Below are 24,426 nucleotides of genomic sequence, written 5' to 3'. Positions count from 1 at the left end.
TCTGCAGGACATAAGCCAGCCCTCGATTTTGCCGGCCCAGCCGGAACAGGATTTCTCCCTCCCGGCGCGACTTACTGTATCTGGCGCGACATTCTGGCAGGTAACATCGTGATGTCTTGGAACCCGACTCCTACCGGCGGTGCGCCATGGTCCCTGCCGCAATCATTACCGGTGGAATTCTTCCTGTACCTCCCACACTCGCTCCGGGAATCGAAGTCGCCAATACGGTTGACCTCGCGATTGACAAGGTGTTGCCGGCGGATGTCCCAGTTATGTCTATATTGTCTGGGATGCTCCCGGTCCGACCGGAACCGATATCGATATCTGGATGACCGTCAGTCCGGCTGGCGGAGCTCCCGGATCATTCCTCCCGCCGATGCGCGTCAATCAGGACCCGGTTGGTAATGGACGCGATCAATGGGCGCCGACGATCACTCTCGACCGCAACACCGGCGCGGTGATAGTCAGCTACAACGACCGTCGCAATGACCTGGCCAACAACGCCGTCGAGATCTGGTCATCCATCTCGCGCGACTGTGGCGTTACGTTTCAGGATTGCATACTCACGCGCAATGGTCCATTCCCACCGGTTAGCACCATTCCGCGTCCTTTGGGACAATACATCGGGTCCTATTTCGATTCGGATTTCAACCTGATCAATCCCTTCGGCATCGTCTGGAACGATGGCCGCAATGGTGTCGATCAGGATGTCATCTTTGAGAATGTTTTCGCCTGTGACACAGACAATGACGGCATTATCGATTCGCTCGATAATTGCGACTTCACGCCCAATCCCTCGCAGGTCAACTCCGATCTCGACACGCTTGGCGATGCCTGCGACAACTGCAGAGCGGTAACGAACAACAATCAGCTCGATACCGATGCCGACACCTTTGGTGATGCCTGCGACAATTGCCCGACCATCTCGAATCCGACTCAGCTTGATGGCGACCTGGATGGAGTTGGCGATCTGTGACAACTGCCCGACTGTCTCAAATCCAACGCAGTCTGATGTCGATTTCGATCTGATCGGCGATCTGTGCGACAATTGCCCCAACAAATACAATCCGTTGCAGGAGGATTCTGATGGCGATGGTGTCGGCGATTCCTGCCAGACAGTCAGTTGCTGTGTTGGCACCACCGGCAATGTGAACGATGGCGTTATTGAAACGCCTGACCTGTCGGATCTCTCTCTGCTCATCAGCTATCTGACAATTGTTCCGCGTCCGGTCCTGCCATGCCTGCCGGAAGCGAACGTCAACACCACAGGCTCTATCGACCTGTCTGATCTGTCGCTCTTGATAGCCTATCTGACGCAGGTACCACGCCCGACCTTGCCCAATTGTCCGTAAAGAGAAATGCCCGTCCCTTTGCGGACTTGCACACGGACGTGTATACGAAAAAGCCTCCGGATACTCTCCGGAGGCTTTTTTCGAACATCCACCCATCTTCGCCCGGCCAACGAAGGCCCCCTACATCCAATCCCTCAGAAATTTCTCCTCTCCCTCTGGGAGAGGGGGCCTGCTATCGGCGGACGGTGAGGGCGCAATTTCCCCCTCGCATCCCTGCAACTGAACCGTTACCTTACCGTAAGTATGGGAGGCTGCGCTTCGCGCGGAATCAATGGATTGCTTCGCTACGCTCGCAATGACTTTGCGCGGCAGACGTCCTCGTCTGCCCGAGTAAACATAAGGGAAACCAGAATGCGCCACCTTCGCACCATCTTTGCAATCGCGCTTCTCATCAGCGCCACCCTCGCCGGATCATCCGTCGCCCAGACCGACACCACCGGCGACACCCTCACCGCACTCGAAGTGCTGAATCTCCAGGCGGACACGCTTGCGACTTTCGTCACTTCACCCATCGCCAAACAATTCCTCGCGGCGGTCCCCGATCTACCGTCGATCGAATCCCGCGTCGTTTATGTCAACAAAACGACCCGCTCATACATGTCCGAAGCTGAATACAAAAAAGCCACAGACACGTCCAATGTCATTGCGAGGAGCGAAGCGACGAAGCAATCCATTGAAGGCTACGAAAGACGCGATGTCGGCGAAGAGTTCTACTACTTCACCCGCTATGGCACACCGCTCGCCTTCGCCCGCGCGCTCGACCTCGTCGGCATAGCCGGCCTGGCAAAATTGGATTCCGCCCGTATTGCCGACTACGGCTTCGGTTCGATCGGCCATCTCCGCCTGATGGCCTCCTGCGGCGCGAATGTCACCGGTATCGAAGTTGACCCGCTTCTCAAACTGCTCTATGCGCAGCCTGCCGATGCCGGCTATATCGCGCGTGCGCGTGTGGCAGGGGAGGGAGCGCCGGGACACCTCACGCTCGCGTTCGGTTCATTCCCCGCAGACAGCGCGACGCGCGCCATTGTCGGCGAGGGCTACGATCTGTTTATTTCCAAGAACACGCTCAAGCATGGGTACATTCATCCGGAGCGCGAGGTTGACCCGCGCATGCTGGTGCAGTTGGGGGTCACTGATTCCGCCTATGTGAAAACTATCTACGATCTGCTTAAGCCGGGGGGATATTTCATGATCTACAATCTCCATCCGAAACTGAGCGGGCCGGACGAGAAATATGTGCCGTGGTCCGATGGCCGCTGCCCGTTTACGCAGGAGCTGCTCGAAAAGACCGGCTTTACGGTGTTGGGGTATAACGTCGATGATACCGAACCTGCCCGCGAGATGGGGAAGTACTTCGGCTGGGATAAAGAGATGGACTACGCCAAGGACATGTACGGCCAGTACACGCTAGGTGCGGAAGTAGGGGGGACTATCGACGTTTCTTGTGAATCTGATCGTGACAGACGTTACATAATACAATGAGATTCTCGGCTTCATTCTTTCCACCGTGAGAATGCGGAACACTGTGGTGAAGCTCGAGAAATCGCGGGTCCGATCGATTCCACTTCTTGTGATGCCATTTGCAGTTAGCACAACGGTACTTTGCTTGTTCGAGGACTGTGCGTCGTACCAAATCGGGAATGTTCCTGTCATGTTCGGGGCTCTGTCGGTCCTGTTCGAGCACATACATTCCAACAGGTAGATCTGGTCTGCCGGTATTGCGTGTAACAATTGGCCAGCCATTTTCAGTTCTGAGTTCTCTCACACGTCTGGCCCATTCTGATTTGTCATTAGCAGCGTAACGTAATTCTTCTCCGCTTATTGGCTGACCCACGTTTTGACGGAAGAATTCAATAATTTTCTCTTTCGAGCCGCCTTTTCCCTTTCGGATGTCGTTGGCTACATGCCAACGCCTAGCAGCCTCCCGATCTTCTTCTGGGCTCGCGAGAAAATACTGATTCGGTTTCATTTCGCTGATTTCAACGCCGTTAATGACAAGAGGAGATTCCTCTTTCAGCATCTCCTTGGCTGTGATTCCACTAATGATGCTCCATCCAAATTGAACTCTAAGCTCTCGCACCCTTCTTGCCCACTCACTAATTCCGGAAACCACCATGATTTCCTCTCCATCGATTATCGTCGAAGGGTATTTCCTAAAGTAGCAAAGAATGCGATCCCTGGCCGACTTGGCAATCTCCATTGGAATTAGTGAACTTCCTAAGTTGTGCAGCAATCGATATGCGTCGACTAGTGAGAGGACTTTTCGACGTAGGTCTTTGGATCTGAGCTCCGCCTCAAAATTCATCAATAAGTCGATTAGTTCGATTCGGTGGGACTCGGGTTGCTCACATTTTGTCCGTCTTGGCATTGTTTTTGTCCGCCTATCGTTGGAAATAATTCCGAATCTTTGATGCCAGGAAGTTGTCGCGCTTGGTTTCACATTCCCATACGGTCAAAACACGCCAACCCAATTTTCGCAATAATCTGCCATTCCGTTGATCCCGCATCCTAGTAGATTCAATTTTCTCCATCCAGAACAATCTATTACTTTGTGGTTTACTTGCTCTTTTGCATCCTTTGTGGTCATGCCAGAAACAGCCATTTACAAATACAACAGTACGATGTCTTGTTAGAACTATATCGGGTCTTCCGGGTAGGTCCGACCGATGAACAGAAAAGCGATATCCATTTCGATGAAGGAGTGATCTTACTATTCTTTCGGGTGTTGTATCGCGCCCCTTCACAAGCGACATTATCTCGCTGCGCTTCTTACTAGAAAAAACGTCGCTCATGTAGCTTGTTCCTGAGAGAGCCAAAGAGAAAAAACGCAGTCTGCGACTCGAGCAGCTAACATTGGAGGAACTGCGTTGCCGATCTGTTTTGCGATTTGAGTCTTTGAACCGTGGAATAGAAAATCATCTGGAAAACTCTGCAGGCGCGCCGCTTCCCTGTGCGTAATCGGCCGATGTTCACACGGATGAAGGTACCGACCTTTTTCTGGCTTGAAGAATTCTGTTCGAATAGTTAAAGCGGGTTTATCCCACCATAAGCGCCCAAACAGGTCAGTCCCGCCGGAAGTCTTCCTTATCCAGCAATCTGGAGTCAATTTAAGGGCGCGTCGTTGTAGGTCGAACCTGTTCATTCCTTCTTCTGGAATTGCACGATATCTTTGAAGGGACTTCTGAGTCGGCGTCCTGCCGAAATGAAGGTCGAATGGTGGCGCTACTGCAGCTATTTCGGTACCTGTTGGCTGTGGAAGATCCGCTATTGCATCTCTGACTGTCCTCCATTTTTGGGGATTTGTCAAAAATGCACCATTCGATTCTAATAAATCAAGAGTGCTGCCATTACAAGGGTTATAATGCGATTTCTTAGGCGGGAAGGAGATCCTCGGATCTGCAAATGAACACCCAATAATGAAGGCGCGATACCGCTTCTGGGATACTCCATAGTCTGCTGCGCATAATACACGCGACTCGGTCTGAAAACCTAGTTTCTTGGCATAACCAAGAATCTCTGTATGCTCTGGTGTACCAAGCAACTGCGGGACGTTTTCCATGACAAACAGCTTTGCCTTAGAGTGCTTGACTACATCAAGAAACGGTCTCCATAGTTGCTTCCTCGGATCACCGTCCCGATTCTTGTTAAGCAGGCTGAACCCTTGGCATGGTGGCCCTCCAATGACCACGTCTGCATGAGGAATCTTGTAACTCCTGGCAGCCAAAATATCTATAAGGTCTCCTGACACACAGTGGCAGTCAAAATTCAAGTGGTAGGTTGTAACGGAAGCCTCATCAATATCATTTGCCCACACCGGCTCAAAACAGTGCCCGAGTCCCTTGGTGAAGCCGAGCGTCATCCCCCGCTCCAGCGAACAAGTCTATCAACGTCGGACGTTTACGACGCTTCACAAGTTCGCCAGCAATTCTAGCTCGAAAGACATCTTGTTCAGTAATTGCAAGCCTAAATTCTGAATTGGCGCTCTTTGTTCGATTACCCATCTTGTTTTCTGCTCACTTGTTGCTTCTAAATTGCATAGTAGGAAGCCGCTTGGCAATCACTAAATGAGCTGCTCTCATTCGCCTGCCGTGGGCCGGGACGCCAAGCTTCAAAAATCCTGCCAATGCTCTATCCCCTCCCGTATTACCCCGCTAGCGCTCCCTGAACTCCCCCCTCTAGTAGAGGGACCATCCCACGCTTCGGCGGCAATCTGATATCGAACCAAAACCCAACGCCAGCCGCCAAAGGTCAATCGATTCTCCTCCAACAACCTGATGATTCCACCCCGGCACCGCCCATGGATCCTGAATCAAGTTCAGGATTAGGCTTTTCCGGGCGGAGGATGAGGCGGGGGAAGGGGAAGGATGAGGCAATGGTGAGGCAGTGGTGAGGCAGTGGGGAGCGATGAGCATAAGAAAGGCGAGTCCGTTTCCGAACCCGCCATCTGATCTCTTCAAGTACTATAATCGTCGCCCTGAGCGAAGTCGAAGGGCATACATTTTACGCCACAGGATACTGCTTCTTATGCCCGACATAATACAGAATCGGGACCGCCACACGGCTGATCAACAGCGAGGCGACCTCGCCCGCCATCAATGCGATCGCCAGACCCTGGAAGATCGGGTCGAACAAAATCACTCCTGCACCGACAATCACTGCGCCGGCCGTGAGCAACATCGGACGGAACCGCACCGCGCCGGCATCGATCACCGCTTCCGCCAGCGGCATCCCTTCCTTTAGACGAAGCTCAATGAAATCGACCAGAATGATTGAGTTTCGTATGACAATTCCCGCCCCCGCCATAAATCCGATCATCGAGGTTGCCGTGAAAAACGCCCCCATCGCGCCATGCGCCGGCATGATCCCAATGAGCGAGAACGGAATCGCCGCCATCACGATGATCGGCGTCAACAGCGACTGGAACCATCCCACCATCAGAATATAGATCAGGATCAGTACTGCGGCGAATGCGATCCCCAGATCGCGGAAGACCTCTATCGTGATATGCCACTCACCATCCCACTTAAGTGCGGGCTCGAGAGTGGAGAACGGCATACTCGCATTGAGAATCTGCAGCTTATTCTCTGTCCCGCCATACTGGATCATCTCAAGCTTCTCCAGCTTTTTGTTCATATCCATGATGGCGTACACCGGCGACTCGATCTCACCCGCGACATCGCCGATGATATATGTCACCGGCATAAGGTTTTTCCGATAGATTGTTTTCTCCGCAATCGTATCAATTACCGTCACCAGTTCTCGCAGCGGCACCAGCGGTGCATCGGCGGCATTCGCCGACTGAACCGTGTTCGGCATCCGTATCTGCAGGCCGAGAATATCCGCCGCGGAGGTTTTCTGCGCGCGGGGGAGTTCCAGTATTAACGCGACATCTTCGCGCTCATTGTCGCGATGTCCGATGTCGACCTGTATCCCGCTGGACCGCAAGTTTCACCGACTGGCCGATCATCTCCGGCGGTGATGCCGTGGAGCGCCGCTTTTTCATGATCGATCGTGAAAGTCAGTTTTGGCTGATCCATCTCTTCGTAGGCGTCAACATCAACCACGCCGGGCGTCGATTTGAAGATCTCCTCGACCTTGCGCGAAAGCGCGGTGCGGGTGGAATCAGTCGGTCCATAGATCTCCGCTACCAGAGTCTGTAAGACCGGCGGGCCGGGTGGTACCTCGGCGATCGCCACCGCCGCGCGATACTTCTTCGCGATATCATCCACGCGCGGGCGTACCCGCTTGGCGATATCGTGCGACTGGTCAGACCGCTCACCCTTCCCGACCAGGTTGACCTGGATATCCGCAGAATAAGAGCCGCGCCGCATGAAGTAATGCCGCACCAGACCGTTAAAATTGAATGGCGATGCATTCCCCGCATAGATCTGGTAATCCGTTACCTCGGACTCTTTGGCGATTGCTCCGGCGATCTCGCGAGAGGCCTGGACAGTCTCTTCGAGCGAACTCCCCTCCGGCATATTAATGATAACCTGGAATTCGTTTTTGTTGTCGAACGGGAGCATCTTCACCTGCACCCAGCCGATGCCGACAAGCGCCATCGCTCCAACCAACAGCACGGTGATAGTGGTCAGGTAGATCATTCGGGTTTTCGGCTTGGTGATCAGTTTGGTCATCTGACGGCGATATGCGCGCGTTGACCAATCCTCATTGGATGCATCATGAATGATATGCTCTTTCGATTTTCCCCATTTGAGTACACGCACTGCCGCCCATGGCGTCACGATAAATGCGACCACCAGCGAGAAGAGCATTGCCGCGGTCGCGCCGATCGGGATCGGCCGCATGTATGGCCCCATCAGTCCGCCGACAAACGCCATCGGCAACACTGCCGCGATCACCGCCCAGGTGGCAAGGATAGTGGGATTGCCTACCTCGGAGACGGCATCGATCGCGATCTTCGCCCAATGTCGCCCCTTGTTCTGCGCAAGATGCAAGTGCCTGGTGATATTCTCCACCACCACGATCGCATCATCCACCAGAATACCGATTGAGAAGATCAGCGCGAAAAGCGTAATACGATTGAGCGTAAATCCGGCAAGATAAAATACAAGAAGAGTGAGCGCGAGAGTTGATGGTATCGCCAGCGCTACGATGATCGATTCGCGCCATCCCAGGGCCAGCAGGATGAGCAACGACACGGAAAAAACCGCGATCATCATATGGAATAGCAGCTCGTTCGATTTCTCTTCGGCTGTTTCGCCATAGTGGCGGGTGATCGTCATATCAACATTCGACGGGATCACTTTTCCTTCGAGGAAATGGACTTTCTCCAGAACATGTTCGGCGACCTGGATCGCATTGGTCCCTGGACGCTTGGCAATTGAAAGCGTGACCGCCGCTTCCTCCTCGTGATGCGGGCCGATCGCGGCTCCCGAACCAAACAAAACAACCTGATTCAGCTCCTCCGGACCATCGATGATCTTGGCGACATCGCGAAGGTAGATCGGGGAGTTGTTATAGACCCCGAGGACAACCTTTTCGGCATCCTCTTTCGAGCGGATAAATCCGCCGGTCTCGATTACCACTTCCTGATTGTTGTATACCAGCGACCCGGCCTTGTTCTGGCGATTTGCCTGACGGAGCACCGGGATGATCTGTAACGGGTCAAGTTGCCGCGCGGCGAGCGCTTCCGGGTCGAGCTGAATCCGGTATTGACGGCGGAGTCCGCCGATTATGTTTGTCTCTGAGACATCGCGCACCTGCTTGATCTGATCCTCGACCTCGGCGACCACGCGCCGGAGCGAGTAATGATCCAGTTCCGCGCTATGGAAGGTCATCGCAAGGATCGGGACATCATCGATCGAGCGGGGCTTCAGCAGTGGGAAAGAAACATTCGGCGGGATCTTGTCGAAGTTCGATTGGAGTTTCTGGTTCAGCTTGACCAGGCTCTTCTCGACATCCTCACCGACGAGATAACGCACGATCACCAGCGCTTCTTCGGGGCGGGAGATGGAGTAGACATATTCAACTCCGGGAATCTCCCAGATCAGTTTCTCCATGGGAGCGGTGACGCGGTTTTCGACTTCCTTGGCGGTGAAGCCGGGGACCGAAACCATGACGTCAACCATCGGCACTTTGATCTGCGGTTCTTCTTCGCGGGGGAGCATCGCCACCGCAAATGCGCCAAGCAGTACTGAAGTTAAAATAAGCAGTGGGGTCAGTTTGGAATTAATGAACCCCTTCGCCAGCATGCCAGCGAGGCCGTGGGCCGGAACTGTGTGATGTTCCTGGCTCATGGCTGGACCTCAACTTTGTCGCCATCGACTAGACCGGTCAATCCACGGGTCACGACCAGGTCGTGGCTCTCCAGTCCGGCAAGAATCTCGATCTTGTCGCCAAGGGAACGTCCAGTTCGGACAAACTTAAGCACCGCGACATTCTCCGCATTAAGACGAACCAGCGCCGCGCTGGGAATGTAGATCGACTCATCCCCTCCGACAGAAAGAAGCAACCGACCGAATTGGCCGGGGCGCGCGATCGAGGCTGGAAGATCGATCTTCACGATAAACGACCGGGTCACCGGGTCTGCGCTGGGGGAGAGCTCCTTCACCGTGCCGGTGATGGCGGTGTCCAGCGATGATATTTCTACCTGCACCTGATCGCCGATAGCGATCTTAGTGCGCTGTGATTCCGGAATGGTGACCACAAACTGCGGCGCTGATTCTTCCTCGAGAGTGAAAAGCGGCTGGCCGGGTATCGCCAAATCGCCGACATCAACCATCTTGCGTGTCACGACTCCGGAGAAGGGGGCGGTGATTGTCGCGTAGCTCATGAGCGCTTCGGCTTCATCGAGATTCGCTTCTGCTACCGATGCCCGCGCCTTGACTGCGTCAAACTCCTGCTTGGTGACGGCATCTTTGTCCAATAGCGACGTGTAGCGGGTCAGATCCAGATCGGCTTGCTCCTTCACGGCGCGCGCCTGCTGAACGCGGGCCTTGAATTCGCGGGTATCCAGTTCGGCCAGTGTGCCGCCTCTGTTTACCCGACTGCCGATCACTACCGGGATCCGGTCGATGCGCGCCTGAACCTTGGTGCTCAGGTCGGCGGTGTTGCGGGCGCGGACTGTCCCCATGATCTCGTCATGCGCGCCGGTCGTCAGACGATCCGCTTTGACCGCGCTGACCGGCTTGGGGGTTCCGGTTGCGGTATTCGCCGTCTGTTCGCTGGAACTACATCCGGTGAGCGCCGCGGCGAGCAGCAATCCGGAAAGTAACAGGGTTGTTCTCATACCTCTTCCTTTATGGTCAACTTTTTTTTTGTCGGCTCTTGACAAACAGATAAACATATAGTTATATATAAATGTGCCAACAAAAAAAGCAACAGATTTTTCGCAGATGCCCGAGCAAATGCTCGAACTGGTCGCCGGATGCTTCCAGGCATTGTCCGACCCGACCCGGCTTAAACTCCTGCGGGCCTTGAAGTCCGGGGAAAAATCGGTACAGGATCTGGTCGCGCTGTTCGACTGGACCCAGCCGAATATCTCCCGTCACCTCGGGATCCTTGCCCGCGCCGGTATGGTCAAAAAGACGAAACAGGGGTCTTTCGTCCTCTATTCTATTGCCAATCCGAGGGTCTTTTCGTTGTGTGACAATGTTTGCTCCCACGTCAATCGGGTGCTCAGCGGCTACGCCGAAGAAAAGGACTGACAGTAGTCCGGTTTTCTGGACCGCTCCTCTATTATAGTATAGAGTAGCAGAGGAGTGAACCGCGCTATCGGTTCTGCGCGGACGCAGCCTGCCGGTCGGGCAGAACCAGGCTGATCAACGGAGCAGAGATAAGGGAGGCGAGCATTCCGATCGTCCCTGCCTGCGGTGAGGGGTCCCACTAATATACAGCCCGACGCAGAGCGCCAGGCTGACCACCGATGATGTGATCGCCGCCAGTTTGGAGGTCCGTTTCCAGAGAAGACCCCAAACGAACGGTCCCAAAAACGCCGAGCCTATCGCTCCCCACGAAATTCCCAGAATAGCCACGATGGATGCTGGCTTGAAGTAGGCCAGGACCACCGAAAGCAATACGAAGACGGCAGAACAGATTCGCATCAGCATGGTCAGTTGTCTATCGGTAACCTTCTTATTAATGAAGCCGGCATAGACATCCTTGGCGACCGATGAACTGGAGATCAGAACCAGTGCCGCCAGCGTGGACATAGAGGCCGACAGGATCAACAGCAACATCAGAATAGAGAGCGACTGCGGAATGATATTGGCCAGCAGCTCGGGCATGAGTGCATCGAAGATAGGTTTGCCGTTACTGAATGCAGAGGGAGAAGATTCCGGAGACATCAACACGCGGCAGGTTGCGCCGGAAAAATAAGCAACGCCGCCGATCAAGAGCGCAAACAGCGTTGACGCTACCATCCCGATATGGATCGAGCGTTGATCTTTGATCGCATAAAACTTCTGCACCAATTGCGGCATGGCGAACGGCGCCACTGAAGTCAGGAAGACGAGCGAAAAGAGCGGCCAGAGTCCGGGAGGGCCAACCGGGTCGATCAGTTTTGGATGTATTGCGCTCAGATCGGTCTTGAGCATACTGAACCCGCCGGTCTTATCCAGTGTTGTCGCCAGGAGTACAACCGTACCGATAGCCATGATGATCCCAAAAATGACGTCGATCATAGTCATCGACTTATATCCGCCCATGACCAGGTAGAGCGCAGTGAAGATCCCCATGAAGAGAAGAGCCAGGCCGAAGTCTATGCCGAAATTCACTTGAAAGAGGTAGGTCAGTCCAATAAAGACCGCGGCTGAATACGGGACAAAGAAAACAAAAATGGCAATCGAACTGTACAGTTTCAACGCCGGGCTGTGGAACCGCTTTTCGAAGAATTCCGGCATCGTGTCGACACCATACGTGGTTGACATCTGTTTGATTCGCCATCCCATGATCCACCAGACGCCTAGTACTCCGACAACGGCGTTGCCGATTCCGACCCAAAGACCGGAGAGGCCGAAATCCCAGCCAACCTTTCCGGCAAAACCGATGAACAGCACCGCCGAGAAGTAAGCCGCGCCGTAGGTGAATGCGGTCATGAATGGTCCGATCGTCCCGCCGCCGAGAAAATAATCCGAAAATGTCTTGGTCCGTCGCATCCCGATGATCCCGATAACAATGATCATCAGGCCAAAGAGCGAAATTATGATCAGTTTTGCGAGCATAGTCGATATCCAGACGTTAGAAAGTCAACATCACTTCCATCCGCATCCAGGAGGAAGACTTGGCGAAGTCTGCATAAAATGATTCCGGGTCAAAATGCTCATACAAGATGTGCCCTGTCAGGCGTGGCTTGATCCGGTAACTCAGTTTCATAATAGTCAGGTCCCCGCGAGAGGTGCCAACCGCATCGGCGAAGACTGAGTAACTCCAACGCATCGCTTGCGTTGGACATTCGTCCGCCATGAGGTAATGGTACTCCATCGTGGCGATCAGATCGGATCCGATCGGGGCGGAGGTTTTCAGAAACAATGAAGCAAAATTGCTCCAGTAGGCAACACCCGTCTCATTGGTGAGTGTATAGACATACGACTCGGACCACTTCGGCCAGCGGCCAAAGAGCGGATCCCATCCTTCATGTTTTGCGGTCGACTCGTCATCGCCGGTGAGGTAAACGCCTCCCACAGTAAAAATCGATGGGAAATAGAGTGGCCAGTTGGTTTTGCACTCGAAATAGCCGTAGCCACCCAGTGCTGTGTGATCCTGATCTCCCCAATCACCGAACTGTTTGGCCAGTTCACCCGTGATCGTGATCTGCGGCGTGATTGGTGCCTGGGCGCGAAGGCCGATGCATCCAATTCCGGCATGGGGGAGCTTGCTCGATGCATTACGCTCCATCTGCATCAGATATGGCTCGAGCTTGATAGTGCCGAGCGAAGTATTGAAATAGACTAGTGCGGACTTTTCATCTCCCTCTGTGAGTCCCTTGTGCTGGTCATGGATCACCGGAAGGATGTCATCATCTTTCTGCTGATTGGCGAAAATCACACGCATAGTGCTCTTTGCAGAAAATTGCCAGGCCAGATTGACCGCGTTGAAATAGGCCGTGCGAGAACCATCGAGAGGACCACCCTCTGCGAACAAGAACCCTTCGCCAAGCGTAATGTTCTGGCGGCCGATAGTTGCAGCTAGCGGCAGTCCACCAATGCTGTCTCCTTTGACATACAACTGGTCAAAGACCACTTCATCATAAGTACGTTTTGTGCCGGTAGGGGCAAAGTAGCGCCGGAATTCATTGGTCAGCCTGATCCCCAACTCGTACTTCGGAATTGGCATGACTTGGACCATCAGGCCAGTACGTTGACGATAGTAACTTGTCCCGGAAATCGGAAAGTGCGAGGTATTGAAACCAAGATTGGTGGCATAATCAGTCGTTTCGATACGACTGCGGAGCGTGACGCCGACCTTTACTATTGAGGTTGAATCTGCGGCCTCGACAAGACTTGAAGAGATCACCAGAAACAAGAGCAAGAAAAATGCAAGATGTCTGTTCATAGCAAAATGTCCCTACGTTACCTGAAGCGACAATATCAGGCAATTACCGAACAGAGTCAAGATGAACCATGATTGTGGAGGATTCGTCAATAGTCCGACTATTGCGGAGGATTCGCCCAAAAGAAGGGCGACGAGAAGGTTTAATTGGAGTCCGCCGCCCGGTCCCGAGGTGGGTTACACCATCGGGCTGACGGGCGGCGGAGGGTGGGAGAATACGCTAGACCTGAAACAGATACTGCAGTTTCAGGAAAAATTGACGCTGCGCCAGCCGCCATGCGCTGGGGCTATTCGGATCGTTGGGGAGATCCGGCCAATCCTGATAGTCCATCGTTGAACCGGCATAAAAAACTGAGAATGGACTGAGACGGTAGGTCAGCAGCGGATCGACCGACCAAACCCGGCCAAAGTCGTCATACTGAGCCACCAGTCGGATCGACAACTCTTTGGCGAACTGATACTGAATACGCGCTCGTGAGATATATCCATCAAAGTATGCCGTGTCGGCTGCGCGATCGGAGATCGAGTAATAGGTTGTGTTTGATTCAATCGTCAGCCGGTCGATCGGTTTGAAATTGAGGCCGAGCACGGCCGTCAATTCGTTCGCCTTTTCCGGAACGGGCAGGAAGTGAGTCACGGCAGTGCCGGAGTAAACCTCCACCGAGGTCGATAGACGACTATGCGGTCGGGCGGAGAACTGTCCAACCAGCGTATACAGACCGTCAATGTCGTATCCGGCAAAAGACTCAAATATGTCGCGGTAAGCCATGAAGATCGAGGACTGCGCGAACCGGAATCCCACGAAGCAATTGAGGGCATTGGTTTCATTCAGGCGGTCGCCGTCAAAGTTGAACCGTCGAAAGACAAATCCCCCGGGCTGAAAAGTCTCAATGATCCCGCCCTTGGGACGGGCTGTCACCGAACCATAGATGGAGCTGCTTCGATGGTCATTAACGGGGTCGTACCCGGTGTGAGTGCGATAGCTGGGACTGACCTGATTGTAGTCGAGCGTCAGATTCCAGTGCTCGGAGTAACGTCCAATCCGCTGTATGAATGCGGTCCCCCAATATGACTCGCCATCGAAATCGACCGTATATTTCCCATGATCGAAGGTAATGCCGTTGAAGCGCTCAGTCAGTGTCGGTTCATTCATTTCGGCCGTGTGGCTCATCAGGTACTGACCATCGATAACATACTTCTGCCCAAGGCGAAGGACATAGTCACCTGAAAGGATATTGCCGGAGCCATCGTGGCGGAATCGCCGGTCAGTCAGCATCAGCCCTATCTGAGAGCCACTCCCCAAAGTCTGTGTGCCACGGAGCACATTAACATAGCTTCGACCGCTGTTCAAAGTGGGCAGGCTGAATTCACCGACAGGAATGAGATACGGAGAGTTTTCATCGACAGCGCTCAGAAGTCCAAAGCGAGTTTTGGGTAGCCGACCGGTGATCTTGGCCGCAAACGATGGATCGGCGACTGTGCGTGTATAGAATGAATTAAAGAGCGTCTGGAAGATGTCACTCCCTTCATTAAAGAAGGGACGTCGCTCCGGGTAGAGCAGGGCGACAGTTGAATTGACATCGATCTGACCGGCATCCGATTCGATCTGGCTGAAGTCGGGATTGATCGCGGCCTCAATCGTGATATCCGATGTGGTGGTATACTTACCGGTCAGTGACATTGAGCCCTTGGGGTCATGCTCCTGAAAAGATTCGCTTGAGAGACGCTCGCCGGTGCGATATCCAACAAACGCCGGAAGCAATTCGATCCCACGACCGGGATTGACATTTTCGATTCCGCTGATCGTCCCGAACTGGCAAGGATAGCATTGCTGATTGCGATCGACCGCCGACCAGGCGTACTGCATGTACGTGTCGCGGGGGCGAACGCGGCGGAAGTCGATCCGCCAGGATTGTTGATCGCTGTCGGGGAAGCGCAGGCTGGCAAACGGGATCGCTATCTCCACCTGATAGCCGGAATCAGTTCGCATAGCGGCGGACTCCCAGACCAAGATCGAAACCGATATCGGTCTGCGCAGAGACCGACCAGAGTTGATCGCGCTGGACCCCGTGCGGGTTAACCATCAGTTCGTAGGCCCAGGTCCCGTTGCCGTAGGTGTCGAGGGCGATCATCACCATGTCGTCGCTGGTCGTCTGGTCGCGCTGGCAGAGAGTGGAGCGAATGCTGTTGGGATCATCTTTGCAGAGAAACGCAACATAGATGCCATGGTCATCATAGGTCGCCCATACTTTGGTCTCGACTGCGGGTGCGGTATTGTTCCCCGGTCGGATCTCCACAAATTGATCGATCACTGAGGCATGCTGCCATCCGCTATCACTGATGCGGCCATCGACTTTGATCTCAGCGGTGGCGGATTTCAGCGCCAATTCCGGCGAGAAACTTGTCGCGGTGAGAGATGTTGCCATTGAAGGGGATGATGAGAACAGCGCAATAATGAGCAGACCAGCCAGGGAAGTTCCCCGCAAGGCATAGATCGATCGCATGATGCCACTCCTGGTCAATCAAGCGTACATGATCGACTGCCTATGAATCTGTTTCGGTGCAAGTCGGGCCGGGAGGTCCTGCCCCACCTTGAAAAAGAGGGGCGCCGGCCAAACGTAATGAGTCTTCAGGTATCTCACTAGCAATGACGAGCCGGGAAACAAAATGTTGCATCCGAAGCAGCGAAATCTGTTGGGCGGCCGGAGCCGCCCCCAAAAACAGTGGATTGATCTGTCCGGGTGACTAATAGACCGATTTTATCGTTTATGGACGACTTGGAATCGTTGGCAGATCAGTGGCATTTTGGGGTCAGCCTCGAGGCCAAGCGGCTTAAGGATGCGGCCAAAGAACCGCCAGTGCCCTTCGCGCCAAGTCTCTAATGAACGGTCCCCCTCGCCTTCCTCAAATGCAAAGGAAGCATCCACTTCGTCAAAAGGGGCGGATTGTCACCTCAGTCAGGAGGTAGACCGCGAGCGGCCGGTTCTGACCATCCAGGACTATCTCGTACTGGCCCGCCTGGGGGATCGGCAATCCCTCCAATTCGTGTTCCCACAGGGAGGCACAGGTGGCGGTCTTGATCCCCTGATGGATCAACTGCCCAAGTTCTTCGGCAAGTTCCGGATTGTCACCGAATCCTTCGGCGACCGGGATCGGACGCGAGTGGGCGTGATGGTCCGGGGGGAGAGTTGCCAGAAATTCTCTCCAGAAGGCATCTGCGTGTTCATTCATCTTGAAGTTCATCCTGCTTTCTCTAGTCGCGGCTTCTGCTCAAGTTAAAGAGGACAGGTTGGATCGGCCAGCCAATTTCACTGACAATTCGATCAAAAACTGATGACAGCGAAAATCAGCCTTTGTATACTCCCGCATATGCAGAAAAAAGTAGCCATCCTTGGTGCGGCGGGCGCGATCGGCAAGGGAGCGACCCCGGAAATTCTCAAACAAGGACTCGCTGTTCGCGTGGTCGGTCGAAGCCGGGAGAAGTTGACGCGCGCATTTGCGGGTCAGTCGGTTGAGATCCAGACCGCGGATCTGACGACGATAGAAGGATGTCGTTCCGCGCTTGCAGAAGTCGACACGGCGATCTACGCGATAGGCCTTCCATATACAAAGAAGGATTTTGCGCAGTATCCACCGATGATGCATGTCTGTCTCGAAGCGGCGCGACAGGTCGGGCTGAAGAAGTTGATCCTGATCACCAATGTCTATCCCTACGGATTGCCGCAGTCTGAAAAGGTGACCGAAGATCATCTTCGAATCCCCTGTTCAGTTAAGGGAGAGTATCGGAAACAGCAGGAGGATATCGCGCTGGCATCGCACGGGCAGAATGGGCTGTCGGTACTCTCACTGCGACTACCCGATTTCTACGGTTTCGACGCGGAGAACTCCCTGGCCTGGCAGGTCTTCAGCGCGGCAGCCAAAAGAAAGACGGCCAATGTCTTTGCACCGGTTGAGACTCCGCATCAGTTCTTCTATACCCCGGATATTGGTGCAGTCATAACCGGGTTGATCGATCAACCGGAGCTATTTGGCGTTTCTTATAATGTCGCATCAGATGAGACCATCTCCGTACACGAATTCGCGCAGAAAGTCTACGCTGAATTTGGAATGGATAAACCAAAGTATATGGCGGTCGGCAAAACCATGTTGACGGTGTTGGGGCTTTTCTCGCCGCTACTACGGGAGTTGAAAGAGATGGCTTATTTGCAGGAGCAGCCGGTCATTCTGGATGGCAGCAGATTGCGCAACGCACTCCCTGCTCTTCGATTCACATCATACTACGACGGGATCAAGGCGACTGTCGCGCAGCTACGCGCCGACACCCGTTAGTCTTACTTTGTTTTAGTCCGACTAACTTCATCCGATATTTAACCCGTCATTGTGTACTCTTTGGTATACAAAGGTGCGTTTTTTCTGAAATAGTTTGAACTTCTATTGGCCGATTTCGATTATAGATGGTACTATCCATGTGGTAGTAATGATTCTTATTTGGAGACGGCACTGAAAAACGGGCAAGAAATAGCGCAGCGGATCGATCACTTCTACGATATCTGCGATCGGCATCAGGTCAAAGTGACGCGCGCTCGCGAAGAAGTCTTTCGCGCGGTCGCCTCAAGCGAACTTCATCCCGATGTAGAGACTATCTACAAGGGAGTACAGAAGCGTATTCCGCGAGTTTCACTCGATACGGTCTATCGGGCGGTCCGGCTCCTCCGGGATCTGCACCTGCTACATACCGTTGATTCATCACCAGATCGGATCCGTTTCGATGCCAATCTCGGTCCGCACCATCACTTTGTCTGCATCCAGTGCGAAACTGTCTACGATTTCCAAAGTCGTGAGTACAGAGCACTGCGAACTCCGGCTGCAGCGCAAATGATAGGAAGGGTGCAGGAGACGCGTATCGAATTGCGGGGGATCTGCCATCACTGCAGTGAGGCGACAGGCAAAGCAACAAAGAAGAAAAATTGAGACCGAACAACCAATACACAAGGAGCAAATCATGAGTGAATCGACATTGGCACAGAGGACGGATGACGTTCGCGTCCCGCTGATCGGCGAAAAGGCCCCGTCCTTTCATGCCGTCACCACCCAGGGCGAGATCAATTTCCCGGCCGACTACAAAGGGAAATGGGTGATCCTGTTCTCACATCCGGCGGATTTCACGCCGGTTTGCACGACGGAGTTTATGACTTTCGCCTCCATGGAGCCGGAATTCAAGAAACTGAACACCGAATTGATCGGTCTGTCGATCGATTCCCACTACAGCCACATTGCCTGGCTTCGTTCGATCAAAGAGAAGATCAAGTATCGCGGGATGGAAAACGTTGAGGTCAAATTCCCTGTGATCGCTGACTTGACCATGGATGTTGCCAAGAAGTTCGGTATGGTTCAGCCGGGCGCCAGCAATACGCAGGCGGTTCGCGCGGTCTTTTTCATCGACCCTGAGTCAATTATCCGTGCCCTAATCTATTATCCGTTGTCGAACGGGCGGAATTTCGACGAGATCATGCGCTTGTTGGTCGCCATGCAGACCTCTGACAAGCATAAGGTAGCCACCCCGGCGGACTGGCGTCCGGGGGACAAAGTGATCATTCCGCCTCCGGGCTCCTGCGGCGTGGCGAAAGACCGTGTCGACAATGCCGGCGACGATTACGAGTGTCTCGACTGGTTCTTCTGCATGAAATCCCTTCCGAAGTAATACTCTTTAGTATACTTGCAGACCGGCCGTCAGCTTGTGGCGGCCGGTCATCATATCTCTGCCTCCCGCACAACATTACCGACTCAAACATCGTGGACAATTTTGTTGGTCTTAAGACAGAATTGGTGGTATATTGGTTCGGTAACGACGGAGGTATTTGCGATGTCGAATATAGAAGTACAGGGGAAGACTCTGGCACTGAACGAAGAGGGCTTTCTTTCTGACCCGACTGCCTGGGACCACGAGGTCGCTAAAGTTCTGGCCAAAGTCGAAGAGGGACTTGATGAGCTGACTCCCGATCATTGGAAAGTGATCGAGTTTATTCGGGGGCATTTCCTGGAAACGAATATGGCACCCATGGTCCGTGCCGTCTGCAAATCATCGGGTCTTCCGCTGCGCCGTATCTATGAGTTGTTTCCCTCCGGCCCCGCCAAGGGAGCGTGCAAACTGGCCGGCCTTCCCAAACCGGATGGCTGTGTCTGATCTATGGATTGGGCCACTTTCTCTTCTGAAGTATGCGGTGATCGGCGCATTTGCATTTGCGCTGGTCGGCCTGATCCTTGCTTTGCGTAAAGCTCGCTCTTTTGGAGAGAGAAAGTCGTATGCGCTAGCGGTTGGGAGTGAAAGCGCGGGTATCCGCTATGCGTTTGTCGAAGGGATGATGCCGTGGGAGAAAGATTCCGCGCGTCAGCATATAGCGACGTATGTCGCCGGAGTGATCTACCATATAGGGATCTTTGCAGCATTTCTGCTGCTTCTGCTTTCGCTCGCGCCTCCGCAAACTGGTCAATTCTGGAATGCAATTTTAGTAGCGCCGGTGATCGCAGGATGTCTGACTGGTTTTGGGTTACTCATAAAGCGGATCAGCACACGGTACTTGCGGGCGATCAGCCATCCGGATGATTTCCTGGCCAATCTTCTGGTCGACATCTTTCTACTGGCGGCTGCTGTGGCAATCTATGAACCAGACCTGACGCCGCTTCTGCATATCAGTGCGATCCTGCTGCTGCTCTACCTGCCACTGGGGAAGATTCGGCATTGCTGCTTTTTCTTCGTCAGCCGGGTGACTTTCGGTAAGTATTTCGGGCGCCGGGGGGTGCTTCCACATGATCAGGCAGGAGCATAAGAGATGACCAGCGGACCCGATGTCAACGCATGCAAACTGGACAGCCCGGCTACATCCGAGCAGCTAAACCAGATAATCGCTTCGCTGGAAGCAACGCTCGATGGAGAACTGGTTTCGCAGATCCTGACCTGTGTGCATTGCGGTCTCTGCGCCGATAGCTGTCATTATTTCCTGACCAATCCAGAGAACGAGGCAATTCCGGCGTACAAGGCCGGGTTGATAGCCGATTTCTATAAGAGCAGGCATACTGTCGCGGGGAGGTTCTTTCCGAAGCTGGTTGGCGCGCGACCACTCGATGCCGGCAGTGTTGCCGCATGGGTCGATTCGCTGTATGGTCGCTGTTCTCTGTGCGGGCGATGCACGCTCAATTGCACGATGGGAATCGGCATCCACCAGATCATTCGCCGCGGACGTACCGCGCTGGCATCGGCCGGTTTGGTTCCGAGTTCGCTCCAATCGACAGTCGACACCGCGATCAATAGCGGCAATAATATGGGGATCTCGAAAGAGGAATGGCTCGATACTATCGCCTGGTTGACCGAGGAATTACAGGGAGAGACAGGCGACCCCACCGCGGAGCTCCCATTGGATAAGACGGATGTCGACTACCTGTATTCGATCAATCCACGAGAAGCAAAATTCTATCCGCTTTCGTTACTGGCGGCCGGAAAGATCTTTTATGCTGCCGGAGTGAGCTGGACTTTTGCATCGGACAACTACGATGTCACCAATTATGGGCTGTTCAGTGGTGATGATGAAAAATCGGCGCTGATCGCTTCACGCCTCCAGGATACAGCAATACGACTCCGCGCCAAAACCATCATCCTCGGGGAGTGCGGCCACGGCTTTAATGCCAATCGATGGGAGGGACCGGAGTGGCGGGGGAAACCTCACGAGATTCCGGAGATCAGCATACTCGATATATTGGAACGCATGCTGGCAGAGAAAAAAATCACGGTCGATCCGGGCAAGCACACCAAGCCAGTGACACTCCATGATCCCTGCAATCTCGGGCGGCTCGGCGGCGTGGTAGATCCACAGCGCGTTGTTTTGAGACAGGCGGTTTCGAATCTGGTGGAGATGAATCCCAATCGGGAGAAGAATTTCTGCTGTGGCGGCGGCGGTGGGCAGTTGTCAATGACTCGCTACGCCGAAAGACGAATCAAGGCCGGACAAATGAAAGCAGACCAGATCGCGGCGACCGGCGCCAAGGTGGTCGTTGCGCCGTGCCACAACTGCATCGATCAGTTGTCAGAACTCAACAAGCATTACAAACTCGGTGTTGATATAAAAACCGTCACCGAGATGGTGGCCGACGCGCTGGTATTGAACCCGCCCGCCTGATCTATGAATGCCGGCGGCCGTTGGCGGCGACAGCGTGTCTCATCTGTGTGATCTCCGCTACCGCACTGACCGCAGTTTCAATATCCGATTCAACAGTAAATGGCCCGATCCCAAAACGAACCGAGCCGTGAATTTTATCTGTGCCGAGCTGTTCATGAACCATCGGCGCGCAATGTAGTCCGGTTCGACAGGCAATATTGTAGTCAACGTCCAGCATTGTGCCGACCTCGGCCGCCTCAGTTCCATCGACATTAAACGACAGCACCCCGATATGGTTGGCCAGATCGTCCTGACAATACAGTGTGATTCCGTCGATCTTCTTTAGGCCATCGCGGAGTAATCGAAGCATCCTGGTTTCGGTCCGTTCGATATTCTCCAGCCCCTCTTTTTGGAGCCATTTCACGCCGGCCTGGAGACCGGCGATGCCGAGGAGATTGGGCGTACCATACTCGAGGCGGTACGGATATTCGTCGAGATGCGAACGGATAGCTGACCGGACGCCAGTCCCGCCGGCGCGAGTATGACAAACCTCAACTCCCTCGCGCACATACAGGCCGCCGATCCCCATCGGCCCCATCAGCGATTTGTGACCAGTGAAGGCGATGATGTCGAGATTCATTGCCTGCATATCGATGGGGATCTTCCCTGCAGTCTGGGAGACATCAACGATCAGAGTGACATCGCGTTCGCGGCAGAGTTTACCGATTGTAGAAACATCCTGCACCGTTCCGATCACATTCGATCCGTGATTGACGGCCACGACCTTGGTATTTTTCTTGAAGAGCTTCTTGATCTCATCGGGGGAGACAAAGCCGTCTTTGTCAAACGGCACATGGTCAACCTCGACTCCATGATCCCGCCAGAGATGATAAAGGGGGCGGAGGACCGAGTTATGTTCAAGGGTGGTGGTGATGGCATGATCGCCCGATTTCAAAGACCCGAACAGAGCCAGATTGAGCGCGTCGGTCGCATTGTAAGCGAAGGTCAGTCGATTCGGGTCGGTTCCGTTAAAGAAGCTGGTCAGTAACTTGCGCGTATTTTCAACTACTTCTCCGGCAGCGATACAGAGGTCATAACCGGACCGTCCGGGATTCACCCCGTAGTTCCGATAGGTGAAATCAATCGCCTGGTAGACCTCTTCAGGTTTCGGAAAGGTGGTGGCACCACTGTCGAGGTAAATCAATCTATCCATTCCCGTCGCCTCATCATTAAGTAAGTTGTAGTAATAATAGCAAATATCGTCAATTTAGTCAACAATCACGGTAAAAATGGGATTCTTTAGCTCCTCGCTTGCACGTGCCACTGGCGAAAATCTCTACCAAAGCGTATCTTATGAAGAGTAGTCGGGTGAATCTAAGGTATGGGAGGTCCAATTGCAGCACCTGCAAACATTTGTAAAATTGTTACCGAGCTTTCTTGTGGCGATTTTTGTCGTCTTATCGGGATGCGATGGTGGCCCCAACAAACCGGCAATCGACAATCTGGCGCCGGATCCGATCACCAGTCTTTCAGCCGTGCAGGTCAGTTCTGCCATGGTCAGACTGACTTGGATAGCAACCGGCGACAACGGATCGAAAGGTAGAGCGACATCGTATGACGTTCGATGCTCGACCGTTCCGATCGTTGACTTTGCCACCTGGGATGACGCTCTATTCTGTGATGGTGAGCCGCTGCCAAGCCAGCCCGGCGACTCTGAACATTTTGTCTTCACTTCGCTCCTACCTGCAAGCAAGTACTTTTTCTGCGTACGAGCATTGGATGAGGTAGGAAATCAGTCAGGGCTGTCAAACCTTGATTCCGCGCATCTGTTGCCACTCTTTGCTGAACCGTTGCGAACCGCTAGCTCGTATGGGAGCGAGAATTTCAAAGTCGCTGATATAGATAATGACGGCGACAGCGATGTCGTCAAATTCGATTACTGGGAGGGAATCGGTATTCTGACCAATGACGGACATGGCCAGCTGACACCGCAACCGGAGATAGCGTTTACCAGGATGATGGGCGATGGCGATGTTGGTGATCTGGATGGTGATGACGACCTCGATATCGTAACCATCAGCTCTAATCTGGATTCTCTGTTCATTTTCACGCAGATAGCACCGGGTGTGCTGGTTATCGACACGGCATGGTACCTCTTTGATGGACCGCATGGTGTGGCCATCGCAGATTTCAATAACGACTCAAGAAATGATCTGGCGCTCATTGGCAGTTCAGTCGGCTTGCAGATATACCTGAACGCCGGGAATGGTCAGTTTATGTTGACAGATCAGGATGCAACGGGGATTGCCCCCTATAATATTGCTCAAGCGGATCTCGACGGCGACGGCTACATTGATCTGGCAGTCTCGAATTACTATTCATCCAGTATATCGGTCTATCACAATAACAGCCTGGGGAGCTTTGATGAGGTGCAGCGCCCGTCGGCCGGGCAGATTCCGGACGGGATTGTCATTGCCAACTTGAACGAAGATGAGTTCCCGGATGTGGCGGTTACCAACAGATTCACCGAATTGGTGACTGTGCTTTATGGTTCCGGGTACGGTTGGTTTGGTCCGTACATGGACACGTGCAGTGCGACCGGTATGTGTCGCGCCATATCTGCCGCCGATCTGGATGGCGATGGCGACATTGATCTGGCACTGGCAAATGAGACGATAAATGGTATTACTCTGTTGTTAAATGCGGTCTGGCCACGATCGTTTGCTGCTCCCTTGCAGCTTGAAGAGCCACATGATTGCTTTGATGTCGAGGCTGTCGATATGGATGGCGATGGTGACATTGATCTGGTGGCTGGCTGGGAGACTATCTCGGTTTACCTGAATAATTCCGTCATCAGTGACAGTGCCCGACGTCGATCAGCCGGCGATATCGCCAGAGTCAGGTGAGTTCTT

Annotated in this window: 18 protein-coding genes and 4 pseudogenes; 11 read left to right on the top strand and 11 right to left on the bottom strand. The window is 53.6% G+C overall.

The window, feature by feature from the left end; translation table 11 throughout:
* The first annotated feature begins 328 nt into the window (after nucleotides 1–328).
* From IPH75_13330 to IPH75_13320, 3 genes are all read left to right on the top strand, one after another.
* Nucleotides 329–976, top strand: a complete 648-nt coding sequence (locus tag IPH75_13330; GenBank protein MBK7143050.1) for a thrombospondin type 3 repeat-containing protein — start codon at nucleotides 329–331, stop codon at nucleotides 974–976.
* The gene (locus IPH75_13325; GenBank protein MBK7143049.1) at nucleotides 882–1,352 is read left to right on the top strand and encodes a thrombospondin type 3 repeat-containing protein; all 471 of its coding nucleotides are present in this window, start codon (nucleotides 882–884) and stop codon (nucleotides 1,350–1,352) included. The genes IPH75_13330 and IPH75_13325 overlap by 95 nt, the downstream gene beginning before the upstream one ends.
* A 351-nt stretch (nucleotides 1,353–1,703) precedes the next feature.
* A complete protein-coding gene (locus IPH75_13320; protein ID MBK7143048.1) occupies nucleotides 1,704–2,834 on the top strand; it encodes a hypothetical protein in 1,131 nt (376 codons plus the stop codon).
* On the opposite strand, the gene IPH75_13315 is transcribed toward IPH75_13320, so the two are convergent.
* From IPH75_13315 to IPH75_13295, 5 genes and pseudogenes are all read right to left on the bottom strand, one after another.
* Nucleotides 2,782–3,720: an HNH endonuclease gene (locus tag IPH75_13315; protein ID MBK7143047.1), complete on the bottom strand. Its 939-nt coding sequence runs from the start codon at nucleotides 3,718–3,720 to the stop codon at nucleotides 2,782–2,784. The genes IPH75_13320 and IPH75_13315 overlap by 53 nt on opposite strands.
* A gap of 13 nt (nucleotides 3,721–3,733) precedes the next feature.
* The gene (gene vsr / locus IPH75_13310; GenBank protein ID MBK7143046.1) at nucleotides 3,734–4,144 is read right to left on the bottom strand and encodes a DNA mismatch endonuclease Vsr; all 411 of its coding nucleotides are present in this window, start codon (nucleotides 4,142–4,144) and stop codon (nucleotides 3,734–3,736) included.
* A pseudogene (locus tag IPH75_13305) lies at nucleotides 4,141–5,353 on the bottom strand (DNA cytosine methyltransferase). The gene vsr and the pseudogene IPH75_13305 overlap by 4 nt, the downstream one beginning before the upstream one ends.
* Nucleotides 5,354–5,852: 499 nt before the next feature.
* Nucleotides 5,853–9,112, bottom strand: a pseudogene (locus tag IPH75_13300) (efflux RND transporter permease subunit).
* Entirely contained in the window at nucleotides 9,109–10,104 is a 996-nt protein-coding gene (locus tag IPH75_13295; protein ID MBK7143045.1) for an efflux RND transporter periplasmic adaptor subunit, read from the bottom strand. The pseudogene IPH75_13300 and the gene IPH75_13295 overlap by 4 nt, the downstream one beginning before the upstream one ends.
* A gap of 106 nt (nucleotides 10,105–10,210) precedes the next feature.
* Between IPH75_13295 and IPH75_13290 the strand changes: the two genes are divergently transcribed.
* Complete coding sequence (locus IPH75_13290; protein MBK7143044.1) at nucleotides 10,211–10,522, top strand: winged helix-turn-helix transcriptional regulator; 312 nt, start codon at nucleotides 10,211–10,213, stop codon at nucleotides 10,520–10,522.
* A 64-nt stretch (nucleotides 10,523–10,586) separates the two neighbouring features.
* Here IPH75_13290 and IPH75_13285 read toward each other — a convergent pair.
* The 5 genes and pseudogenes from IPH75_13285 to IPH75_13265 form a co-directional block, all read right to left on the bottom strand.
* Nucleotides 10,587–12,037: pseudogene (locus IPH75_13285) on the bottom strand (sodium:solute symporter).
* Nucleotides 12,038–12,053: 16 nt separating this feature from the next.
* The gene (locus IPH75_13280) at nucleotides 12,054–13,367 is read right to left on the bottom strand and encodes a hypothetical protein (GenBank protein ID MBK7143043.1); all 1,314 of its coding nucleotides are present in this window, start codon (nucleotides 13,365–13,367) and stop codon (nucleotides 12,054–12,056) included.
* A gap of 217 nt (nucleotides 13,368–13,584) precedes the next feature.
* Nucleotides 13,585–15,354: a hypothetical protein gene (locus IPH75_13275; protein ID MBK7143042.1), complete on the bottom strand. Its 1,770-nt coding sequence runs from the start codon at nucleotides 15,352–15,354 to the stop codon at nucleotides 13,585–13,587.
* On the bottom strand, nucleotides 15,344–15,868 hold the full coding sequence (locus IPH75_13270; GenBank protein ID MBK7143041.1) for a hypothetical protein: 525 nt from the start codon (nucleotides 15,866–15,868) through the stop codon (nucleotides 15,344–15,346). The genes IPH75_13275 and IPH75_13270 overlap by 11 nt, the downstream gene beginning before the upstream one ends.
* Nucleotides 15,869–16,123: 255 nt before the next feature.
* A pseudogene (locus tag IPH75_13265) lies at nucleotides 16,124–16,595 on the bottom strand (ASCH domain-containing protein).
* A 138-nt stretch (nucleotides 16,596–16,733) separates the two neighbouring features.
* On the opposite strand from IPH75_13265, the gene IPH75_13260 reads away from it, so the two are divergent.
* From IPH75_13260 to IPH75_13235, 6 genes are all read left to right on the top strand, one after another.
* Entirely contained in the window at nucleotides 16,734–17,693 is a 960-nt protein-coding gene (locus tag IPH75_13260) for an NAD(P)H-binding protein (GenBank protein MBK7143040.1), read from the top strand.
* Between the two features lie 159 nt (nucleotides 17,694–17,852).
* On the top strand, nucleotides 17,853–18,335 hold the full coding sequence (locus tag IPH75_13255) for a transcriptional repressor (GenBank protein MBK7143039.1): 483 nt from the start codon (nucleotides 17,853–17,855) through the stop codon (nucleotides 18,333–18,335).
* A 31-nt stretch (nucleotides 18,336–18,366) separates the two neighbouring features.
* On the top strand, nucleotides 18,367–19,065 hold the full coding sequence (locus IPH75_13250; GenBank protein ID MBK7143038.1) for a peroxiredoxin: 699 nt from the start codon (nucleotides 18,367–18,369) through the stop codon (nucleotides 19,063–19,065).
* Nucleotides 19,066–19,227: 162 nt separating this feature from the next.
* Nucleotides 19,228–19,548, top strand: a complete 321-nt coding sequence (locus IPH75_13245) for a TusE/DsrC/DsvC family sulfur relay protein (protein ID MBK7143037.1) — start codon at nucleotides 19,228–19,230, stop codon at nucleotides 19,546–19,548.
* Nucleotides 19,541–20,191: a hypothetical protein gene (locus tag IPH75_13240; protein ID MBK7143036.1), complete on the top strand. Its 651-nt coding sequence runs from the start codon at nucleotides 19,541–19,543 to the stop codon at nucleotides 20,189–20,191. Before IPH75_13245 ends, IPH75_13240 begins: the two co-directional genes overlap by 8 nt.
* Nucleotides 20,192–20,194: 3 nt before the next feature.
* A complete protein-coding gene (locus IPH75_13235; protein MBK7143035.1) occupies nucleotides 20,195–21,535 on the top strand; it encodes a (Fe-S)-binding protein in 1,341 nt (446 codons plus the stop codon).
* A gap of 1 nt (nucleotide 21,536) precedes the next feature.
* On the opposite strand, the gene IPH75_13230 is transcribed toward IPH75_13235, so the two are convergent.
* Nucleotides 21,537–22,727, bottom strand: coding sequence for an aminotransferase class V-fold PLP-dependent enzyme (locus tag IPH75_13230; GenBank protein ID MBK7143034.1), 1,191 nt, complete (start codon nucleotides 22,725–22,727; stop codon nucleotides 21,537–21,539).
* Nucleotides 22,728–22,953: 226 nt separating this feature from the next.
* On the opposite strand from IPH75_13230, the gene IPH75_13225 reads away from it, so the two are divergent.
* Nucleotides 22,954–24,420: a VCBS repeat-containing protein gene (locus IPH75_13225; GenBank protein MBK7143033.1), complete on the top strand. Its 1,467-nt coding sequence runs from the start codon at nucleotides 22,954–22,956 to the stop codon at nucleotides 24,418–24,420.
* Nucleotides 24,421–24,426 lie beyond the last annotated feature (6 nt).

The sequence above is a fragment of the bacterium genome, from assembly GCA_016708025.1.
In the GTDB taxonomy this organism is placed as follows: domain Bacteria; phylum Zixibacteria; class MSB-5A5; order GN15; family FEB-12; genus FEB-12.
This window is presented reverse-complemented; position numbering and strand designations above follow the sequence as displayed.